The following is a 20,476-nucleotide window of genomic DNA, read 5'->3' on the forward strand; positions in this document are numbered from 1 at the left end:
TAAATATGTCCATAATCACTTTTTATGATGGATGGTGACGATCATGGAAATGCGCCAACTGAAGATATTCTGCGCGGTTGCCGAACTCGGCAGCTTCACCGCAGCCGCCGTCAACGTGAATACGGTGCAGTCCAACGTCACCATGCGGGTGAAGGAGCTGGAAGCCGAACTGAATCGGGAGCTGTTCATCCGCAAGAAATCCGGCGTGGTGCTCACGTCGGCGGGCGAGACCTTCCTCGGTTATGCGCGGCGCATCCTGCAGCTGACAGAAGAGAGCCGCAGCGCGTTGACGGACACCGGTGTTCCGACCGGCCTGCTGCGGCTGGGCTCAATGGAAACCACGGCGGCCATTCGCTTGCCGCAGGTGCTGACGAAGTACCGCGAGCAATACCCCGAAGTGCAACTGTCGCTGCTGACTGGGACGACGGTCGAGCTGATCAAGGCGATTGAAGCCCATCGACTCGATGGCGCGTTTGTCGGTGGATTTCACCAGAACCCGGCGTTGGCGCAGGAAGAGGTGTTTCAAGAGGAACTGGTGCTGGTCAGCAGCAACCGCTTCGAGTCACTGCCCGCGCTCATCGAGAAAATCCCTCAGCAAACCGTGCTGGTCTTTCGCACCGGATGCTTCTATCGCTCCACCCTGGAAAACTGGTTCTACCAGGTCGGGCTGGTGCCTAACCAGATAATGGAACTGGGCACCCTCGATGGCATCCTGTCATGCGTCGCGGCGGGCATGGGCGTGACCTTGCTGCCCAAGGCCATCGCAGAGAATTGCAGCGTGCGGCATGCGATTCGCTGCCACACGCTACCGGCCGAATTCGCCAACGTCTCGACCGTGTTCATCCGCAGGAACGATTCGATGATCACCTCGGCGATGAGCGCGTTTATCGGTCTTGCGCAGGAGCAGATTGCCCGGCCGGCGACGTAAAACACTCAGCTCGACACTGTAGTTGCGAGCGGTGCGGCGTTCCGATTTGCCTGCGAAAGCGTCAGGACATTCACTATTGAAACTGAATGCACTACCGCCTTCGCGAGCAAGCTTCGCTCCTACAGGTTAATCGAGGAGCGACTGACTACAAGCCAAGGGCAAGCTCCGCCACACGTTCAGCAGCGGGGACGACGCTGTGGATCTTGCCAACGCCCTGCCCCGCGTACAACGACAGCTTCTTGGCCATGCGCGGTTTGTCGATTGCGCGGGCGCCACCGCCGATGAAGCGCAGCAGGTTCCACTTGTCGCGATTGGGAATCACCCGGTGCGGCGTGCCGTAGGTCCAACCGAACGAATACCCGGTCCGGTACTCGGTATCATCCGTCGTCGCCTCGACAATCTTTTGCTTGTAGAGCGGATGAGCGTTCGACTCGTCGGTGGCAATAAACGCGGTGCCCACCACCACCCCAGATGCGCCGAGCGACATCAGCGCCCGAACGTCGTCACCGTTGGTGATGCCACCGGCCGCCAGCACCGGTCGCCCCTCGGATACCGCAAGGATGGACGTCAACAAAGGCATGATGCCGATGGTGCCTCGATTCAAATGTCCGCCACTTTCACTGCCTTGCGCCACGATGATGTCAGCGCCTTGCGCGATGGCGATTCTCGCCAGCTCCACCGAGCCCGTTTGCACCATGACCACCAGCCCCGCGTCTTTGGCCCGGGGAATCATGTCGGCGGAATAGGCCTCGGCGTAAAACAAGGACAGCAGGCGCGGTTTTTCTTCGAGCACGACCTGGAATTGCGCTTCAAACACGTCAGGGCCGCCGAACTGCGGCACCAGGTTCACCCCAAAGGGTTTGTCGGTCAGCGCGCGGGTTTCCTGTATCCATCGGCGCAAGGTCAAGGGTGGCAGGCGCAAACCGCCCACCACGCCCAGGCCTCCGGCGTTGGCGACGGCCGCAACGAGCGGCGGGCCGGAAATCGCTGCCATCCCGCCGAGAAAAATCGGGTATTTCACGCCACACAATTGAGTGATGGCGTTACCTGCAAAATCGAATCTGGCTTCGTTCATGGCTCACAGCTCCACATGTTTTCCAAGCATCCGCTTGAGCGTGTTGTTCTTCAGGAGAAAGTGATTCTTGAGCGCACCGAAGACATGCAAGGCCAGGCCGGCCAGGAACGCCGACGCCCCGATATCGAACAGCACATCGACCACCTGCTTCAGCGCTGCATTGGTGGGCAACAGCGCCGGAATCGAAAAGCCTCCGGGCAGCCCCACCCCCTCGCCGGCAGCCGCCCGCGAGGCCCACACCGCGACCGGCAGCAGCACCATCGCCAGGGCGAGCGCCACCGCAACGGAACGGCTGATGATCACTTCAATAGGATTGGGCGTGCCCACCGGCAGCGGGTGGTAAGCGGTGATCCTGGCCCAGAACCGATAGATCGATACGAGAAACAGGATCAGCCCCATGAGGTTTTGCAGGTGTACCAACGACATCCGCCCGGCCTCACTGGACGCCTGGCCGATCATCACCTGCAAGCCGAGGATGGCGAGCAGCGACAACGCCACGACCCAGTGCAGCACGACCGTGATGGGGGAAAACCTTAAGCCATTGTCTCGAAGTTGCATGGCTGACTCCTTTTGCAGAGAGCACAAATCAGGGTATGGAAATGACCGGCACACCTTCATCGCGATGAAGGTGTGCCGCGTCTCAGTGGCTGACCGCTTGCGATGCGCCAAGGCCGGTGCGGGCGCGTATGAGCTGATCATCGAAACGCTCGCGTTCAAGCGCTGCCCCGCGACTGCGGTCGGTGACCGAGCCGAGCCAGGTGAACAAGAACGCTACGTTCATCGAGATGATGGCCGGGTAGTCGAAGGGAAAGATCGCGTCGGTATTGCCCAGCACTTTGACCCACACCGCCGGCGAGAGAATCACCAGGCTGACCGAGCTCACCAGCCCGGCGATGCCACCGATCAACGCCCCGCGTGTGGTCAGCCCTTTCCAGTACATCGAAAGCACGAGGATCGGGAAGTTGACCGAGGCCGCCACGCCAAAGGTCAGCGCGACCAGGAAGGCGATGTTCTGGTCCTTGAACAAAATGCCCAGCACCACCGCAACGATGCCGATACCGACCGAGGCGATCTTCGACACACGCCGCTCGTCTTTCGCATCCGCACGGTTTTTGCGGAAGACCCGGACATAGAGGTCGTGTGAAATCGCCGAGGTCCCCGCCATGGTGAGCCCCGAAACCACGGCCAGGATCGTGGCAAACGCGACGGCCGAGATGAAGCCCAATAGCAGGTCGCCGCCCACGGCTTTTGCCAGATGCATCACCGGCATGTTCCCGCCGCCGATGAGCTTTCCACCGACAATGCCGGACTCGTAGAAGGCCGGGTCTTGGCCGACGATCACGATGGCTGCCAGCCCCAACACCGCAACGATCAGGTAGAAGAAGCCGATGAAACCCGTGGCGACGAATACCGATTTGCGCGCTTGCTTGGCGTCCGGCACGGTAAAAAAGCGCATGAGGATATGGGGCAATCCTGCGGTACCGAAGACCAGGCCCAGTGACAGCGAGATGAGCGCCAATGGGTCGGCCACCAGCTTGCTGGGCAGCAGGATCCGCTCGCCATCGTGATGGGCGGCAACCGCTTTTTCGAACAGCAACTCGAACGAAAAACCGAACTTGCTCAACGCCAACACGGCGAGCAATGTCCCGCCCACCAGCAGCAATCCTGCCTTGATGATCTGCACCCAGGTGGTGGCAACCATCCCGCCAAACGTCACGTAGATCGCCATCAACAGACCGACAGCAATCACCGCGTAGTTGTAGGGAAGACCGAACAGCAACTGGATCAATTGCCCTGCCCCGACCATCTGCACCACCAGATAAAAGCAGACCACGGTCAACGAACCGAACGCGGTCATGGTGCGGATCCGGTTTTGATCGAGCCGGAACGAGGCGATGTCCGAGATGGTGATGCGCCCCAGATTGCGGATGCGCTCGGCAAACAGGAACAACAGCAACGGCCAGGCGACGAAGAAGCTGATCGAGTACAGCACGCCATCAAAACCGTTGAAGAAAATCATGCTGGTGACGCCCAGTAACGCCGCCGCCGACATGTAGTCCCCCGCCAGCGCCAAACCGTTCTGGAAACCGGTGATGCCGCCGCCGGCATTGTAGAAATCGTCCATCGATTTGGTCTTGGAGGCAGCCCAGTAAGTGATGCCCAGAGTCGTCAACACGAAGACCAGAAACATCGCGATTGCGGTGATGTTCAGCGGCTGTTTTTCCACCGCCTGCAAGACGTCGGCGGCCGAGGCGCATGTCGCGACCGCGCCCAACAGAGAAGGCGCAATGAGGTAGCGAAGAATGGGTTTCATACGATGGCCCCCTCGCGAATTTCTGCGGTGAGGTCATCGAACTCGCCGTTGGCGCGCAGGATGTACAGGCCGGTAAACAACCAGGCCCCGACGATGAAGGCGACGCCCAGCGGCCAACCGATATTGATGATGCTGGTCGCGGAGAGTTTCTGCGCTAGGAGGTGGGGCGCGAACGCCGCGACGAGGATGAACGTGAAGTACGGGACAAGGGTGGCGGCAGTAAGACAAGCGACGAATCTTCGCTGCCGTGATACCAAATCCTGGTACCGGGGATGGTTGCGAATTCTGGCTGACTCGGATGCATGGTTCACGTTGACTCCGTGTAGCAGTGGACAGTTATTGTTGTTCCACAGCCTCAAATTCGAAGACTCGATTTGCCACTGGCTGCGGTGTATTTGCACCCTCAACCTATGCCCGGCCAAAGATCATGTAAAACGATCATTAATGATGCGTATGATCTTTTTTGATGAATTCAATCGCTCCCTATGTCGGCCATTGCTTGCCTTTGCCGCACACGAAAACTAATCTGCTGAACGCTGTTTATTTGCGCTTGGTTATTGGTTTTAGAGATAGGTGAATTCGATGGATGTCACGGATCTGAAGGTGGTCGATGCGGTTGCGCGCCACGGCAGCATGAACAAGGCTGCGAGCGAGCTGAACACCGTGCAGTCCAACGTGTCCGCGAGGATTCGGTCGCTGGAAGACGAGCTCGGAGTGGCGCTGTTTCAACGCAGCGCCAGAGGGGTTCAGGTCACGCCGGCTGGACGGCGGATCCTGCCGTTCGCCGCCCGCCTTTCCCGGCTCCTGTCCGATGCATCCTGCGCCGCGCGCGATGATGGGCATCCAAAAGGTGTCTTCGAGATCGGTACGCTCGAGACGACGCTGGCGCTGCGCCTTCCACGGCTGATCGCAAAGTTTGCCAAGGCCTACCCGGAGGTTCGCCCGGTGATTCGCACCGGCACCACCTGCAGCCTCATCCAGGGCGTCATCGACTGTAAGCTCGAAGGGGCGTTTGTCGTGGGCCCGGTCAATCATCCGGAATTGATCAGTGAACAAGCCTTCCGCGAAGAGCTCGTGCTGGTCACGTCCTGTGCCATTGACACGCTGGACGCGGTCGCCGCGGTCGACAATCTGAAGACGGTGGTTTTTCGAATCGGTTGCTCCTACCGCCAGCGCCTGGATTCCCTGCTGGCCAATCTGGGCATCCTGGCGCCTGAGCCACTGGAGTTTGGCTCGATTGAAGCGATCATTGCCTGTGTGTCGGCGGGCGTCGGGGTCACGCTGTTGCCCCGAGGCGTTGTGGCGAACGCTTTGCGCGAAGGGTTGGTCAACGTGCATGAGCTCGCGCCAGACATCGCCGAGGTAGAGACGGTGTTCGTCAGGCGCCTTGATGGCTACTTTTCCAGTGCGTTATCCACTTTTCTGGACAGCGTTCGTCTGGACGGTGTCGCCCAGGTAGCGATTCCTCACCCAGCCGTTCATCAAGGCGCATAACACCAGCAATGCCGCCGTCACCAGGAACACATGATGCAAGCCGAGATGGGCGCCAATCTGGCCGCCAATCAATGGACCTATCACCTGCCCTGAGAACTGCGCCGATTGCAGGTAACCGAGGATTTTGCCGGTGTTGTGCTCTTCGACCGAATGCCGGATCAACTTGGCAATCGCGGGCAGGAGCCCGGCAATGGTCATGCCCATGACGCCGCGCAATACCGCCAGTTGCCACCATTGCGTGACGAACGCCTGGGGCACCATGACCACGGCCGTCAGCAACAGGCAACCGACAATCACGCTCCAGCCGCCCACCCGATCGGCCAGCGCCCCCAGTCTGGCGGCGGTCAGGATACTGCCCAACGCGGAACATGCCATGACCACGCCGGCAATCCGCGCCTGATGATCAACCGGTACGCCGAGGTCGCCGATGTAGACGGTGATGATCGGCTCGATCGACATGTTGGCCAACAGCACCATCATCGCAGTCATGAGCAGTGCAGCGATGACCGGCCATTTCGAACCGGCCCCCTCAGGCCGGTTTTTCCTGTCCCGTTGCCTGGCGTCCGACGCTCGGTCGAAATCCTCACGAACGAACAGGATGGTGGTCATGGCGGCGAGCGCAATCATTGCTCCACCGACGAAAAAGGTGCCGCGAATACCGACGAGCTCAGGTAAAAAACCACCAACCAGTGGCCCGATCAGGTTGCCGGACAAGGCCCCCGTGGACAAGACACCGAGTGCCCAACCCGCCCTTTCGCGCGGGACCTGCGACCCGATCATGACGATGGACGCCGATGCGTAGCCACCGATGAGCCCGGCGATGAGGCGCAGTGCAACCAGGTCGGTAACGTCGCGGGCCAGCCCGATCAACGACATCACAATGGCCATCCCGATGGCCGCTCTGACCAGCATGGGTTTTCGGCCATAGCGGTCAGCCAGGCGCCCCCACAACGGCGCGGTGATCGCCGTGCCGAAAAAAGTCGCGCCGAATGCCACGGCCGACCATTGCACCACGTCCGCCTGCGACGTCACGCCCAGTTGTTGAACGTACAACGGTAAAAAGGGCAACAACATGCTCAGGCTGACCAGGGTCGTGAACGATCCGAACACACAAACGGTCAGGTTGCGGCGCCAATACATCGCGTTTCTATCGGAGTAATTCACGGTGTCAAAGGCTCCGGGAATCGCTGGAGCTTTTCGCACCTGCGAACACATCAATCACAAACGCAAGCAGCATGGCCGAGGTCCCCATGATGAACAGCACGCTGTAGTTCCCGTCGCTGTAGGAAAACAGGAACGACAAGCCATAGGCGGCGACCGCTTGGAACAAGGCAAATCCGACGGTGGCTGTTTGCCAGGCCGAACTGTGTTGGGCGGGATGGTGGGCGAGAATTTCATGGACCCGCCCCAACACCAGCGGCACGGTCCCGGTCACAAACGCCCCGACGACAACGCTGGAGGCCATCAACCAACCGGCTCCGAGCCCAAGGACAGGGACAATGACGGCGAAGGCCTCGACGATGAACGACAGCCGCAATGCGCGACCAAACCCGATCCGGTCCGCCAGTGCGCCGGCAAGCAGTGGCCCGACAGTCGCGCCAATGCCGAAAAGAACCCAGTACTGCGCCCCCACTTGAAGACCTTCGCCCCTGCCCCGGGCAACGAAGTCCACCAGGAAAATCATGTGCGGCACCCAGCCGGCAGCGTTGAGGGCGTACTCGATGTACAGCGCCTTGAGTGTCCCGTTGCGTGCCGGGCGCGGGTGGTGCGTCGTTTCGGCGGCCGGCGCGGGTTCTTTCGGCCAGCCCCGCCAGGCAAGGGCTGTGAGCAGCAGGGATATCAGGCCAAGGCCCAGCCATGTTTCGCCCAGGCCCTGTTGAAGCAAGAGCGGCACCAGCGTTCCGGAAAGGGCAATGCCAACGCCCACGCCCATGAATATGACCCCGGCGACCAATCCGCGCCTGGACAGCGGGACATGGGCCAAAACGGTCGGAGCGGCCAACACCATCAACGCGCCACCGGCGGTGCCGGACAGGAATCGCCACGCGAAGAACCACGTGAACGACACGGGGTAGGCACACGCGAAAAACGCCACACTGGCCAGCAGCATCATTGCTCTGAGCATGAACACCGTTGAGGTTTTCGCCGCCACGGAACGGCCGAAAATGGCGCCGCCCAGATACCCGGCAAGGTTGGCGGCACCCAAGTAAGCGGCCTTGGACGGATCAAACCAGTGGGCGCCGATAATCGCTGGAAGCAACGGCGTATAAGCGAACCGCGCAAGGCCGATGCCGACCAGGCTTGCAGCAAAGCCTGCCACCGTTGCCCAGCCTGCGCTGGCTGGCCGCAACGCGGGCTGCGCATTGGCGATCGTTGTGTTCAACCTGTTCATCATCCGCCCTTCTCTACTTCAGACAGGGCAGACACTACGCGCGCGGGATATATCTCAAGAAGCGAATTAATACGATCGCGGTTATCTCCAACAGAGATACCCAGCGCTACGGCCGGTGGCGAAATTCAATCCTGCGCTTAATCCACAATGAACAATTTCGCGCCGCTGGTGGTGAACGACCGATGCCCTTCAGCATTGTTCCCCACCTGATAACTCATGCCGGCCGTCAGCGTGAATTGTCGACCGTCCTCCAGTTCCGTGTGCAACTCGCCTTCCAGGCACAACAGGATATGACCTCTCCAGCACCAATGATCGGCGAGGTATCCGGGGCTGTATTCAACCATTCGCACACGCGTCGAACCAAACTGACAGGTTCGCCAATAGGCGTTTCCGGTCTGGCCGGCATGGGTGACAGGTTCGATCGTCGACCAGTCGGTCGTCCCGAACGGGATGGCGGTGAGATCCATTTTTACCTCATCGAATACGGTGGAGGCGCAAACGTAACAACCTCGCGATGTGGCCGATAGACACAGATGGCCCGCATTTACGGGATACAGGGTTCAGTGAAGACTCCCATGCAGCCAGGTGATCTGCGAAACTGCCGAATGGCTGAACAGCCTTTGAATGGTTTAACCCTCCCGTAGAAGAGAGCGAACACATGGTCACTTGTTACCTGAAGTACGTGCTGGACCCGTACCAGATCAGCGCATTCGAACACTACGCAAAGTTGTGGATTCCACTGGTGGAAAAATTCGGCGGCCAGCACCACGGCTATTTCCTGCCGTCCGAGGGCGCCAACAACATTGCGTTGGCGATGTTCACTTTTGCGAGCCTTGCCGAGTACGAGCGCTATCGGCAGGACTCCATGAAGGACGCGGACTGCATCGCGGCGTTCAAGTATGCCGAGGATAAAAAATTCATCCTCAGCTATGAGCGGAGTTTTTTCCGGCCGGTGTTTGGGGATCAGGCGTAAACCCGTTCGGAAAGTCTTTTGCCGGGGTTCCCTCAGGCCGTCATGACGGGAACAGGTCCAGTGTGCGCTCGACCTCTTGAATGTCGATTTTGAAGCCGTCGCCCTCTGGCGTTCCGACCACGAAGCCGAAATTCTGCCTGTCGCGATCCGTCAGGAACTTGTAGTAGCTGACGAAACGGTTCGGTGGCTGCAGTGCCAGCAACGAACCGCCCGGCTGGAGCACATTGACGCCGTGCACCAGCTGACTGCCTTCGACCCCCACCACCGTCCGCGCCCCGGCGCAGGTCGCCACGATGGTCGGCACATCGGTTTTCAAAGGATCGAGAACGCGGAACCCCCTGCTCTTGCGCAGGTGTTCAGCGACCTCGAGCTCATTGCGCAAAAAGCGCAAGTCACCGTCGCCACCGCGCAGAATGAACACGCCGGGGTGAGCCTCATGTTTGACGTGCGACAGCAGTTTTTCCCCCATGGCCCGGTAACGCAGATGCCTGTTTCGATTGTTGCTCAAGTCGTCGAACAGCACGAGTTCACGAAAAAACGCACTGTGCAGGCGCACCGGTTTCATGCCAAACCAGTCTTCGTAAGCGGGAGCCTGGGTAAACAACGGAAACCTGGCGGAGGGCGCGGTGGTCACCGGCACGCCTTCATCGCAGGCCAGGGAATAGGTCGGGCAGTCTTCCATCAACCAGGTTCCAAACCAGGTATTGCCGTTTTGCGTGCAGTAGACGGCGGCGCGATCGATCTCGGTGTCCACGGTAATGCGCGGGAACATACTTGGCTTGAGCGACAGCCACAGACTGGCGTTGTCCTTGTAGAGCGCGCCATCGATCATCCAGACGTCCTTGAGCAAGTAGCCACGGGTCGGCCCTTGTTCTACGTCGCCCAGCCCCTGCATGGTGCGGGCGGGATGCTCGAAAGGATAAAAACGCTTCGCCTCCCACCCTGTCACGCGGTCCATTTGACCGGGCAGGAAGAACGCCGACGGAGAATGGGTCGTCTCGCCCGGCGCAATATCCCAACTTTTCAGCGCGATGCTTTTCAAGTTGATATCGGCTTTGCGTGCGAGTCTTTTTCTCGCCATGTTTTTGTAGGCAGCCAGGGTCCATTTTTTTTGATTGCCAGCGGTCGACGTGCTGATTGGCGAGAGATCGCTTTCCATGAAGAGTCCTCCCTGCAGGCAGGGTCAAAAGTCAGGTGCGAGCGCTGTCATTATTCAGTCCTGGAAATGGCTCAGCTGGATGGAATCCGTTCCATGACGGGTGGTGTCTGCAAATTGGCATAGCGATTGCGCAAGGTGTCGAGAAACTGTTCGCCCGAGCTCTTGGCGCAATACAGGTAAATTTTGTGCAGCCCGCCAAACACCATTTCGTGATAACGGCTGGCGACTTCCTCTTCGCTTGGCCCGTCCGGCAAGCCAAGGTGCAAGGTTATTTCCTTGCCTTCGACAGCAAACAGCGGCGTGTCCCAGAGGAATCTGGCTCTCCCGGTCTTGGGCAGCCGGACGAACATGTACGCGTGGTTTCCCAGGGAATCGATATCACCGCCGCGCCGTCTTTTCCATTTCAGCAGCCCGTCATCCGGACGGGCCACGCAAAGACCGATGTCGTAATAATCGAAGCCATTATCGATAGCCCATTCAAGTGCCATGAAGGTGGTAATCGAGTTGACCTCGCGCAGTTTTTTCGCATCTGAAAAAATCGGCTCGACGTACCCGAAACGCAGCGTGCTCCAGTAACGCTTGCCGCCACGAGTGACGACGCAACCCAGGTGGCAGGCAACCACCTCGTCTTCCAGCATGATCAGGTCGAGCCGGCCGACGGTCTTGGCGATTCTCAAGACTTCCTGAGAGGGAAACTGCGCAGCGTGGATGCCTTGCCGTGCTTCGGCATAAGGTCGAAGCATTTCCCTGTCGGCCTTTTCGATTTCGTCATCCAGCAGCGTCTGGACCATCCGGTAGCGCGGTCGGTTCTTGCGGATGTTTCGACGCAACTCGCTATCGTATTTGGCGGTGATGTCTTCGATGGGACGCCCCAGCGGTACGACGGCACTCAGGTAGAGGGGCACATTCAAGGCCCCCGGGGACGGTGCTTCACTGACTACCACCACATGATTCGACGCAGCAGGTGCCGATTCGTCGTCGACCGTATCGGACGGCTCCTGGGACTTCCCGCCGATGAGCAGCTTGGCCATTTCCCGCTGCTTTTTCCTGCCGATGTAAAGGAATTCGTAAGGACTGTCCTTCTGCAGCCTGAAGCGGGCAATCTCCCACTTCCAGAAACACGCACGCCCCAGGATGTCCCGCAGCCAGGTTGCCGCGTTCCTGATTTCATAGCGTAATGAAGGAGAAATCAGTTTTCGGATAACGGCCGCCAGCTTCTCTTTCATTTCGTCGTCATCCTTTGAGCTATCTGTCGTGAAATCAGAGAAAGATCCAGGCGGGACTTGATACTTTCGCTTAGCCCTTGATATTTAAGACATATTTGATGGGATTACGCGTCCTCCATCAGTAACTATTAAAGATCAAGGCAGGGACTTTGCAAGCGGCGTATCGGCAGCGTAACCGTATATTTCATGACGCCAAAATTTCTACTTTTCTGGACAGGCACGGGTTCAAAAATGCCCTCCCGGCAACTGCCCCCAAATACGCCAAGCCGGGCAAAGGGCAGACGCAACAGCGTCTAAACTGCAGGATACAAACACGCCTCTTTATACAGGGAACACGGGATGACCGGAAAAACCGCGCGCCCATGCGGGTCATGGGTCTTGCCCGCCCTGCTCGCCATCAACCTGGCGCTGACAGCGGGCTGCGCACGCAACACCGCCACGCCTCGCACTTGGGCCTCAAACGCAGGCTCACCTTGCTACGCCAAAGCGCTGCCCACTGTCGGCGAAGGTGGCCTGGCCTGGGGTTCCACCCTCGACATGGCCCGCCAGAAATCCATGGACAATTGCATTCGTTACGCCGGACGCTCCGGTGGCGCGCCGGATACCTGCCAGGTGGTGTTGGCAGAGTGCAGAAAATAATGCAGCGTCACTGACAGGGTCCGCACCACGCGCACTTGCCCTATCCTTCTCTCCAACCCACAACTCCGGACATCGACATGCCCGCCCCCGAATCGACCCTTCTCGATAGCTGGCACCACAACGCCCAATCCTGGATCGACGCGATCCGTACCGGCGCCATCGAAAGCCGCCTCAAGGTCACCGACCAGGCGATCCTGCTGGCAGTGGCAAGCCGTCAGCCCGAACGTGTGCTCGACCTGGGCTGCGGCGAGGGCTGGCTGTTGCGGGCGCTGGCTGAACGGGCGATCAATGGGGTCGGTGTGGACGGCGATGCGACGCTGGTCGAGGCGGCGCGGGCGGCGGGTTCTTCGCCGGTGCATCTGGCGAACTATGAACAGTTGGCGCAAGCCACAGTCGACATCGGCAGCGACTACGACCTGATCTGCGCCAACTTCGCCCTGCTGCACCAGGACATCATCCCCCTGCTCACCGCCATGAACGCCTTGCTCGCCCCCGGCGGCGCGCTGGTGATCCAGACGCTGCATCCGTGGAGCGCAGCGGCCGGCGACTATCAGGATGGCTGGCGGCAAGAGACTTTCACCGGGTTCAAGGGACAGTGGCAACCCATGCCGTGGTACTTCCGCACCTTGTCCAGCTGGCTCAATGCGCTGGACATGGCCGGCTTTCAACTGACCGGCCTGCAGGAGCCACAGCACCCGCAGAGTCCTGTGCCGCAGTCGTTGTTGCTGGTGGCTGAAGTGCGGCGGTGAGTTCGTTTGATGGATGTCGGCGGGGGGGTGTTTGGTTGAAGACTCACTAGCGGATCTCAGGTGATTGCTGCCCTTTACGGAAGGCGGCAATTGGCCAATAGCGGACGCTCGCCCTCAGATACTCGTAGCGAGCAACCAATCGACAAGCTTGCCCCTTGGTCAACTGCTGATGCGCTCACCAGTAGGCCGGTTTTTATTCACGCGGATATTCCAAGACGCTTACGTACCATTCTCAAAAGCTGGCTGGCCACATCGGACATTCCCTTGTTCTGAGCCACGACCTGCGCACCCTCGAGTAGCAGGGTCAGCTCCTGAGCTTTGTCGAGTGGGTCTGCCAGCCGCGCCTCCTCACACAATTTTGCTACTCGCTGAAACTGACGCCGTTTATGCGCCTCGATCAACAGCCGAGCAGGATGCAACTGGTCCGCGAGCTCAGCCAGGCTATTAGTGAACGGGCAACCGCGATAACCCGATTTTTCTAGATCCGCCGCGATGAATTCGGCAAATCCCAATAATTGCATAACGGGCTGACCAGGCAGTTGTTCTGCGAGATCGTCAAGTACCGCGCTGTACTGCTCAGTGAGAAGCCGCAACCACTCCAGTACCAGCAAATCCTTTGTCTCGAAATGCCGATACAGCGTCATTTTTGTTGAACCCGCCAAAGCGGCAATGGCGTCCACTGTCACTCGGGAAATGCCCTGTTCGAAAAATAGCGCGTGAGCGGCATCGATGATGCGCTCACGGGGTGGCAACTGTGCGATGCGTTCAGGACGTATGGGCTTTTCCACGGCTAACACTCTCTGGAAATCGAATTCTGCTTGACATCGATACTACACAGTATCGCATGATACTAACAAGTATCGCTCAATACCGATCAGTATAGATCACTCATCACAGGAGATATTTATGAATCTTTCCGAGTACGCTGAACATGACGCCGTGGGCCTGGCAGCCCTGATTGCCGACCGCCAAATCAGCGAAGTCGAAGTTCGAAGCGCTGCCCTTTGCGCAATAAAGGCGCTTAACCCTCACATCAACGCGGTAATCGAAACCTGGGAAGACGAGCCTCAGGCCCAGGCAGGCCCACTGCAAGGTGTGCCGATGCTGGTTAAAGATCTGGGGCTGACTGCGCGTAATCGTCGCAATGAGTTGGGTAGCCGGCTTGCACAGGGCTGCGTTGCCGATTCAGATTCAGAGTTGATGAGTAGATTCCGCCGTAGCGGTCTTCTCACACTTGGCCGCACCACCACTCCAGAACTGGCCGCCAGCACGACTACAGAAAACCGTGTGGACGGTCCGACCCGCAATCCATGGGATCTGACTCGCAGTGCCGGTGGCTCCAGCGGCGGTTCGGCGGCCGCCGTGGCTGCAGGTGTAGTGCCGGTGGCTCATGCGACTGATGGCGGCGGTTCGATACGAGTACCCGCAGCGTCCTGCGGGCTGTTCGGCTTGAAGCCAAGTCGTGGCCGTTTACCCATGGGCCCTGATGTAGATGAAGTGTGGGCTGGGCTCGCTGTGCACGGTGTCCTGAGTCGTTCGGTTCGGGATACCGCCAGCTTGCTGGACGCTTTGCACGGTCCAGCTGTGGGCGATCCTTTCCACATTGCACCACCGAACCAAGCCTACATGTCGCTGCTGAATCGCGAGCCCGGGTCTCTGCGCATTGCCGTGCAAGAACATGCCCTGAACGGTCTGTTGACATCACCCGAAGTGAGCGCCAGTTTAAAAATGGTCTGCCAGACACTTGAAAACCTAGGCCATCATGTCACGCCCGTAATCGCTGATATCGGTCTGAGCTGGGAAGCGTTTGTGGAACTCAATGCACGATTCTGGTCCAGCAACACAGCTGCTTGGGTTGACGCGATTGCGGCTGTAACTGGCCGAGGCATTGATGAGTCCACACTTGAGCCCGCAACACTCGCTCTATACCGGCTCGGCCAGGAATTAAGCGCGACCGAACTGTTGGACGCGATGTACCAACGCAATATCGTGACCCGGAACATGGGCCAACTGTTCAGCAACTACGACGTGCTTCTAACCCCGACACTACCCAATGCTCAGCCAGTTATTGGCCAATACAATGCAGGCCAAGAAACACTTGATGGGCGCGGCTGGATGACGAGAGTGTTCGATCACTCCCCATTCACCGCAGTTTTCAACGTCAGCGGATGCCCAGCCATGTCGATGCCTCTGGCGCACGACTCGACGAATGGCTTGCCTATTGGTATGCAGTTCGGGGCAGGCTATGGCCGCGAAGATCTGTTACTGCAACTGGCTGCGCAGTTAGAGCGTGCTTTGCCTTGGAATGCCCGGCGTCCAGGAATCTGGGCAGGGAACTACTAATCGTCGACCCTAGACATTGCTAAGAACCCGAGAGCGCAGGCCGCATACGGGGTATGCGGCCGACATTCGTTGTGCCGTAAAGAGGTGAAACTCCAAACGCCATCCCTGTTAATTGAGCATGATTAAAGAGTCTCACCGATTCGGCGGCTGACCTGAACGACCACTTTTGGCCGATTTCCTGTCTACCGCCACGGTCTGCTTTGGGTCGTTTTCTGCCCATCGTGACAGGAAGAAATCGGCCAAGAATGGTCACCGGGATGCGCCGGGAAAAGTTGTTGGTTTAATGGGCATCAGAAATGCAGAAATGACTGTATGCCGACGCGATGGCTGATATCTTTCCCGCGCTCCAAATCGCGTCCAATCGACGCCGACCCCATCAAGGAAGATAAAAACAATGAAAATATTATTCATCGCTTCGCTAGGAATTTTATCGCTGACTCAAACATCACTATCCTTCGCGGATAATGCTAATGGAAAAAATCTCTATCTACAGCGATGCAGCATGTGCCACGGAATGGATCTCAAGGCAACAGGACCGCTGGCCAATAAAAGCAATCCGCCTACACCTGATCTAACAACGTCCGCTTTCAAAAAACGATTAAATGATTATCCGGGCGTGATTGTATCTTCGATAATACTTCGCCCAAATGGCGACTTAATTCCAAGAACCTTGCATGAGAATGGAGTAAAGCTATCGCCGCACTCATGGAGCGTTAAGGATTTTCGCGATTTAAATCAATACATGGGTGGTGTTATTTCACAAAACCAATGACCTTTGAAGTGCCTGGTCCTGTGCCGTCACCTTCGATTGACATGACGCCAGCGCTTGACTCTGCCCCTTGGGGCAACCCGTAACTGCCGTGGCGCTGAGGGCCCAGCAGGCCCAGTTGCTCATACAAACGAATGGCTTTGGGAGTGCACCCCGACAACCTGGCAAGTTCACCTATGCACATATGACGCTCCTCCCCGATCCAGCTCCGGCCCGCAGTTTACTGGCTGTGGCCGGATGCTGTCCTGGTGCTCACGGTGTTCATGCAGAGTCGGTCAGCGACACCGCGACAGGCAGAAAGCGGCCAAAAGCTGCCTCTAGCCCTTATCCGCGCATGCGCCGCCCGCTGCCTGATGTCCCTCACGGAGAGAGTGATAACAATCAGCGCTGATGCAGACGGTCGCGGCGCACATTCAGCCAACGCATCGCGGATAAATCCGCTCTTGCAACAGCGCGTGCAACTGCCGATCAGGCAGAGCAGCTGTCTTGCGACTAGCTTTACCTCGAACACTAAAATCTCAGTCCACAGCTCAATCAGGTGAAGGTTCGTTATGACAAAAAAAATCGATCTGACGATTACCCACGATTACCTCAATCCGTTTGCCTCGCCGGACAACCCCAAGCTAAGCCCCGAGCTGGTGGACTACCTGTCAGATAGCGCCTGGTACCACTCCGAACTGTGTCTGCACATTCGCTGCCCGGAAGATGAGCGAGAACGCCTGCAGCAAGCCATCAGCAATACCTTTGCGGAAAAGAGCGAACAACTCAGAGGGGATATTCGCACCCACCGGCTGGTAGCGCTGACACTCCTGGGCTTGGCACTAGCCTTGGTGCTGGCAGGCACGGCTCTGGGCATTGAAGGCACCATCCCCGTGGGAGTCGTTACCGTCACCGCGTGGATGCTGCTCTGGCGTAGCGCAGAGATATTTTTTCTGGATATCCGCAACATTAACCGACAGCTGCGTAAGTACCAGCGCATTGCCAGCGCATCAAAGCAGTTTTGATTGAGGTTGATCGTTCTCACGCTACGCGTGGAAGTCATGCCTGAGTTCTGGCGGGCTGAAGATCCGACTTTTTCAACTGATGACCCATTGCTGCCCTGCATGAAGGGCAGCAATGGGTCGGCTGCTGCCCTTCGTAACTGGTCGTTATCGACCTGACGATGCCAGCCGCTCGACAGAAGTCGCCATTCAATCCCGAGCAATCTTGTCATTTGCCAAGGCTTAAGGCAGGGTCGATACCACGGACATCTCTGCCAAAGGAGTCACTCCATGTCAAAGCTATATCCCAGTATCGATCCTGAGGGGCTGGTCGAGTACTCAGTGGTCTACACCGACCGCTCGCTCAACCACATGTCGCAGTCATTTCAAGGCGTGATGAAGAACATTTCCAAGACCCTGAAACAGGTCTACAACGCCCAGGCTGTTGCGGTGGTCCCGGGCAGCGGCACATTCGGCATGGAAGCGGTGGCGCGACAGTTTGCCACCGGCCAGCAATGCCTGGTGATACGCAACGGCTGGTTCAGTTATCGCTGGAGTCAGATCCTTGAGATGGGCAACATCCCGGCGGCCACCACGGTGCTGAAAGCCCGACCGGTCGACACGGGTCGCCAGGCTGCGTACGCCCCACCCCCTCTGGACGAAGTGCTGGCAGCCATTGCGGCGCAGAAGCCGCAGATTGTCTTCGCCCCCCACGTTGAAACCTCATCAGGGATTATCCTGCCCGACGAGTACCTGCGGGCCGTCGGCGACGCCGTGCATGCGGTGGGTGGCCTGTTCGTGCTGGACTGCATCGCCTCAGGCACGATTTGGGTTGATATGCACAAATGCGCCGTCGACCTGCTGATCAGCGCACCGCAGAAAGGCTGGAGCGCCTCCCCTTGCTGCGCCCTGGTGATGCTCAGTTCCCTGGCCCTCGAACGCATCGAGCAGACGCAGAGCAGCAGCTTCGCCTGCGACCTGAAAAAGTGGCTTCAGATCATGCAGGCCTACGAACAGGGCGGACATGCCTACCATGCGACCATGCCCAGCGATTCCCTTGCGCGATTCAACGAAGTGATGAAAGAGACGCAAGCCTACGGTTTCGACAAGGTCCGCGACGAACAACAGGCGCTGGGCGATCGGGTGCGCGCCATGTTGACCGGCAAAGGCATCAAAAGCGTGGCCGCAGCCGGCTTTCAGGCCCCTGGCGTCGTGGTGAGCTACACCGATGATGCCGACATCAAGAACGGCAAGAAATTTGCCAGCCACGGCCTACAGATCGCCGCCGGAGTGCCGTTGCAATGCGACGAGCCGGCCGACTTCCAGACCTTCCGCATAGGCCTGTTCGGACTCGAAAAGCTGAATAATATCGAGCGCACGGTCAGCACCCTCGAACAGGCACTGGATGAGGTGATGGTGAACTAAGCCTGCATCTTGCCTGGGCACTGCCGGCCCATGGCGTTGATCTTCGACGAATATGACGCTGGTCGTCCGGACGTCATGTCAGAACCACAAGGGAAAGCCCGTGCACGCGTCTTACTGACGCGTGTGCCACGGTGGAAGAGCCCCTTCGAAAAGTGAAAAGGCTCGACTCAGGAAACTGTTGAAACGAGCAGCATCACGCCGCAGCCCTGCCTGTTGACCACCAATCAGGCACAGATGGGCCACTCGACCAATCACTTCTGCTTCGCCTGGCATAGGGACCAAGCGGCGGCACGTCCGTATCGCGAAGTCCAGTCGTCTTGTGTCAACACGCTGCTGAAACTCGCCTACCAACGGATCGTGCAGCGACCAGGCGCGGATGGAAACTTCCCGCCCAGGTTGTTTCTCAGCGGCAATACTCAAGTAGCGTTTCAGGATTTCGCCCGCGCTACGACCCTGCGCCGCATAAGTGAGCATGCGCTCCGTGTAGTCTTCTTCCCAAGCGGCCAGCAAGGTGCGGACAAAGTCTTCACGATTGCGAAAATGGTGATAGAACGATCCGCGGGTCACATTCAATCGGCGCGATAGACTCTCGGCCGAAACACCACTATGTCCTATTTGGTCGAGGGCCTCAAAACCAGCCGCGATCCAATGGTTGCGAGTTAATTTTCCCACCCGTTATTTCGCTCCATGTTTAGCGCCATACAGACTGTGTATGGCGCGCAACCGATTGATACGCTGCGAACACCAGCAAAGATAGCCGTTGCGTTTTGCACGCTAGCACTTTTCATGGAGCTCGCCTTGAAGAAAATCGTTCTGGTTGCTTTCGACCAATTCACTGATATCGACCTATTCCTGATGTGGGACATTTTGGGTCGCAACACTGAGGACTGGCACGTCCGGATATTGGGTTCCAGCGCTATCGTGCGATCGGCGCATGGCCTGCCTGTTTCGGTGCACGGTCCGCTTTCGGAGGCCAATAGTGCCGATGCGGTATTGTTCGTCAGCGGCAAGGAAGGGATACCCGCTGCACTTGCCGACCCGGATTTCCTGCCGTCGTTTGAACTTGACTCCAGACGCCAGCGAATCGGCTCGATATGCGCCGGAGCGTTCATTCTCGAACGGCTTGGGCTACTCAGCGGCCAAGCAACTACACATCCGGATGCACGATCGAGCTTGCAAGCTCTGGGACTTGAACCCGTGGACCAGCCTCTTGTTTGCCAGGGGAACGTTGCAACGGCTGGCGGATGCCTTTCGGCGCTCTATCTGGTGGGATGGTTGGTTGAATCCTGGTTTGATGTCGGCAAGCGCCGTGCGACGTTGCTCCCTGTTTTGCCAGCTGGGCAGCAAGAGCTCTATGATGCGTTGATCGGGCTCAGCATCCGACAAGGAGCGTTATACGACAAACCATCGCAACAAGAAACGCGACATGGCATGTCATCTAATTGGTAGTTGGAACTCAGGAGAGATCCCCGATGCCCCGAGAATTTGAGCTCATTATGTCCGTGCCAGTGCCTTCGAGGTCCGGCATCACCCACCTTTACAAGTCGATGAACCTGGCGGACGCTTTTGCGATTCGGCTCCCGGCGGGCACCTCCAGCAATCCGGATGTGCTGGCTCGATTCATCCTTTCCCACCAGCCATCCTGGATCGGATGGCTCATGAAAGTCCGAGACACTATCGTTGCCTGTTTTGGTATCAAGACAGCCAGACATTTGGCAACGCTTGCTGATCGGATTCAAATCTTCAAGGTCTACAGCTCGAACCAGACTGAAATCGTGTTGGGAGAGGACGACAAGCATCTCGACTTCCGGATATCGATCCTGTGTTCTGGAGAGGCAGAGCCAGAAGGCAGTCGCCAACTCGTTTTTTCAACCGTGGTCCAGTGCCACAACCGCCTAGGCCGGGCCTACATATTCGTTATTGCCCCATTTCACCGCTTGGTTGTTAAGGCCAGCCTCCTCCGTGCAGCGCGCATCGGTTGGCCTCTGGCTACCGGCTCCGAAGGCTGAG

Annotated in this window: 23 protein-coding genes; 11 read left to right on the forward strand and 12 right to left on the reverse strand. The window is 58.3% G+C overall.

Features of this window, described 5'->3' with window-relative positions; all coding sequences use genetic code 11:
• Window positions 1–43: 43 nt before the first annotated feature.
• On the forward strand, window positions 44–928 hold the full coding sequence (locus tag KGA82_RS00065) for a LysR substrate-binding domain-containing protein (RefSeq protein WP_223449223.1): 885 nt from the start codon (window positions 44–46) through the stop codon (window positions 926–928).
• A gap of 145 nt (window positions 929–1,073) precedes the next feature.
• On the opposite strand, the gene KGA82_RS00070 is transcribed toward KGA82_RS00065, so the two are convergent.
• From KGA82_RS00070 to KGA82_RS00085, 4 genes are all read right to left on the reverse strand, one after another.
• Window positions 1,074–2,003, reverse strand: coding sequence for an NAD(P)H-dependent flavin oxidoreductase (locus KGA82_RS00070; RefSeq protein ID WP_192229017.1), 930 nt, complete (start codon window positions 2,001–2,003; stop codon window positions 1,074–1,076).
• Window positions 2,004–2,006: 3 nt separating this feature from the next.
• Entirely contained in the window at window positions 2,007–2,561 is a 555-nt protein-coding gene (locus tag KGA82_RS00075) for a cytochrome b (protein WP_223437325.1), read from the reverse strand.
• An 82-nt stretch (window positions 2,562–2,643) separates the two neighbouring features.
• Window positions 2,644–4,317: a cation acetate symporter gene (locus KGA82_RS00080; RefSeq protein WP_223449225.1), complete on the reverse strand. Its 1,674-nt coding sequence runs from the start codon at window positions 4,315–4,317 to the stop codon at window positions 2,644–2,646.
• Window positions 4,314–4,628 carry a DUF485 domain-containing protein gene (locus KGA82_RS00085; protein ID WP_223449227.1) on the reverse strand — a complete coding sequence of 105 codons (315 nt, stop codon included), beginning with the start codon at window positions 4,626–4,628 and terminating at the stop codon, window positions 4,314–4,316. The genes KGA82_RS00080 and KGA82_RS00085 overlap by 4 nt, the downstream gene beginning before the upstream one ends.
• A 271-nt stretch (window positions 4,629–4,899) precedes the next feature.
• Between KGA82_RS00085 and KGA82_RS00090 the strand changes: the two genes are divergently transcribed.
• A complete protein-coding gene (locus KGA82_RS00090) occupies window positions 4,900–5,811 on the forward strand; it encodes a LysR family transcriptional regulator (RefSeq protein ID WP_223449229.1) in 912 nt (303 codons plus the stop codon).
• Here the strand turns inward: KGA82_RS00090 and KGA82_RS00095 are convergent.
• From KGA82_RS00095 to KGA82_RS00105, 3 genes are all read right to left on the reverse strand, one after another.
• Window positions 5,728–6,975: an MFS transporter gene (locus tag KGA82_RS00095; RefSeq protein ID WP_223449231.1), complete on the reverse strand. Its 1,248-nt coding sequence runs from the start codon at window positions 6,973–6,975 to the stop codon at window positions 5,728–5,730. The genes KGA82_RS00090 and KGA82_RS00095 overlap by 84 nt on opposite strands.
• 4 nt (window positions 6,976–6,979) lie before the next feature.
• Window positions 6,980–8,203: a YbfB/YjiJ family MFS transporter gene (locus tag KGA82_RS00100; protein ID WP_317851265.1), complete on the reverse strand. Its 1,224-nt coding sequence runs from the start codon at window positions 8,201–8,203 to the stop codon at window positions 6,980–6,982.
• A gap of 137 nt (window positions 8,204–8,340) precedes the next feature.
• Window positions 8,341–8,670 carry a DHCW motif cupin fold protein gene (locus KGA82_RS00105; protein WP_008029418.1) on the reverse strand — a complete coding sequence of 110 codons (330 nt, stop codon included), beginning with the start codon at window positions 8,668–8,670 and terminating at the stop codon, window positions 8,341–8,343.
• Window positions 8,671–8,861: 191 nt separating this feature from the next.
• On the opposite strand from KGA82_RS00105, the gene KGA82_RS00110 reads away from it, so the two are divergent.
• Window positions 8,862–9,176, forward strand: a complete 315-nt coding sequence (locus KGA82_RS00110; RefSeq protein WP_223449235.1) for an NIPSNAP family protein — start codon at window positions 8,862–8,864, stop codon at window positions 9,174–9,176.
• A 40-nt stretch (window positions 9,177–9,216) separates the two neighbouring features.
• On the opposite strand, the gene KGA82_RS00115 is transcribed toward KGA82_RS00110, so the two are convergent.
• Window positions 9,217–10,335 (reverse strand): glycosyltransferase 61 family protein, encoded by a 1,119-nt coding sequence (locus KGA82_RS00115; protein ID WP_192418656.1) that lies wholly within the window; start codon window positions 10,333–10,335, stop codon window positions 9,217–9,219.
• 71 nt (window positions 10,336–10,406) lie between these two features.
• Window positions 10,407–11,561 (reverse strand): GNAT family N-acetyltransferase, encoded by a 1,155-nt coding sequence (locus KGA82_RS00120; RefSeq protein WP_223449237.1) that lies wholly within the window; start codon window positions 11,559–11,561, stop codon window positions 10,407–10,409.
• A gap of 339 nt (window positions 11,562–11,900) precedes the next feature.
• On the opposite strand from KGA82_RS00120, the gene KGA82_RS00125 reads away from it, so the two are divergent.
• Window positions 11,901–12,200, forward strand: a complete 300-nt coding sequence (locus KGA82_RS00125) for a hypothetical protein (protein ID WP_008039747.1) — start codon at window positions 11,901–11,903, stop codon at window positions 12,198–12,200.
• 77 nt (window positions 12,201–12,277) lie between these two features.
• On the forward strand, window positions 12,278–12,949 hold the full coding sequence (locus KGA82_RS00130) for a class I SAM-dependent methyltransferase (RefSeq protein ID WP_223449239.1): 672 nt from the start codon (window positions 12,278–12,280) through the stop codon (window positions 12,947–12,949).
• A gap of 197 nt (window positions 12,950–13,146) precedes the next feature.
• Here KGA82_RS00130 and KGA82_RS00135 read toward each other — a convergent pair whose 3' ends face one another.
• Window positions 13,147–13,737 (reverse strand): TetR/AcrR family transcriptional regulator, encoded by a 591-nt coding sequence (locus tag KGA82_RS00135; RefSeq protein WP_223449241.1) that lies wholly within the window; start codon window positions 13,735–13,737, stop codon window positions 13,147–13,149.
• Window positions 13,738–13,855: 118 nt separating this feature from the next.
• Here KGA82_RS00135 and KGA82_RS00140 point away from each other — a divergent pair, with 118 nt between their 5' ends.
• On the forward strand, window positions 13,856–15,292 hold the full coding sequence (locus tag KGA82_RS00140; RefSeq protein ID WP_223449243.1) for an amidase: 1,437 nt from the start codon (window positions 13,856–13,858) through the stop codon (window positions 15,290–15,292).
• Window positions 15,293–15,686: 394 nt separating this feature from the next.
• Window positions 15,687–16,064, forward strand: coding sequence for a cytochrome c (locus tag KGA82_RS00145; RefSeq protein WP_223449245.1), 378 nt, complete (start codon window positions 15,687–15,689; stop codon window positions 16,062–16,064).
• Here KGA82_RS00145 and KGA82_RS29400 read toward each other — a convergent pair.
• Window positions 16,045–16,245 (reverse strand): MerR family DNA-binding transcriptional regulator, encoded by a 201-nt coding sequence (locus KGA82_RS29400; RefSeq protein WP_263290597.1) that lies wholly within the window; start codon window positions 16,243–16,245, stop codon window positions 16,045–16,047. The two genes, KGA82_RS00145 and KGA82_RS29400, sit on opposite strands and share 20 nt — an antisense overlap.
• Window positions 16,246–16,612: 367 nt before the next feature.
• Between KGA82_RS29400 and KGA82_RS00155 the strand changes: the two genes are divergently transcribed.
• Both KGA82_RS00155 and KGA82_RS00160 read left to right on the forward strand, forming a co-directional pair.
• Complete coding sequence (locus KGA82_RS00155) at window positions 16,613–17,065, forward strand: hypothetical protein (RefSeq protein WP_008039739.1); 453 nt, start codon at window positions 16,613–16,615, stop codon at window positions 17,063–17,065.
• Window positions 17,066–17,332: 267 nt separating this feature from the next.
• A complete protein-coding gene (locus KGA82_RS00160; RefSeq protein ID WP_223449246.1) occupies window positions 17,333–18,466 on the forward strand; it encodes an aminotransferase class V-fold PLP-dependent enzyme in 1,134 nt (377 codons plus the stop codon).
• 111 nt (window positions 18,467–18,577) lie between these two features.
• Here the strand turns inward: KGA82_RS00160 and KGA82_RS00165 are convergent, their stop codons facing one another.
• Window positions 18,578–19,138: a TetR/AcrR family transcriptional regulator gene (locus KGA82_RS00165; RefSeq protein WP_192229004.1), complete on the reverse strand. Its 561-nt coding sequence runs from the start codon at window positions 19,136–19,138 to the stop codon at window positions 18,578–18,580.
• 126 nt (window positions 19,139–19,264) lie between these two features.
• Here KGA82_RS00165 and KGA82_RS00170 point away from each other — a divergent pair, with 126 nt between their 5' ends.
• Together KGA82_RS00170 and KGA82_RS00175 are read left to right on the forward strand one after the other, a co-directional pair.
• Window positions 19,265–19,915, forward strand: a complete 651-nt coding sequence (locus tag KGA82_RS00170; RefSeq protein WP_223449248.1) for a DJ-1/PfpI family protein — start codon at window positions 19,265–19,267, stop codon at window positions 19,913–19,915.
• Between the two features lie 23 nt (window positions 19,916–19,938).
• The gene (locus KGA82_RS00175) at window positions 19,939–20,475 is read left to right on the forward strand and encodes a DUF2867 domain-containing protein (RefSeq protein WP_192229002.1); all 537 of its coding nucleotides are present in this window, start codon (window positions 19,939–19,941) and stop codon (window positions 20,473–20,475) included.
• Window position 20,476: the final 1 nt, after the last annotated feature.

This window comes from Pseudomonas sp. BF-RE-22 (assembly GCF_019956155.1).
Taxonomy (GTDB): domain Bacteria; phylum Pseudomonadota; class Gammaproteobacteria; order Pseudomonadales; family Pseudomonadaceae; genus Aquipseudomonas; species Aquipseudomonas migulae.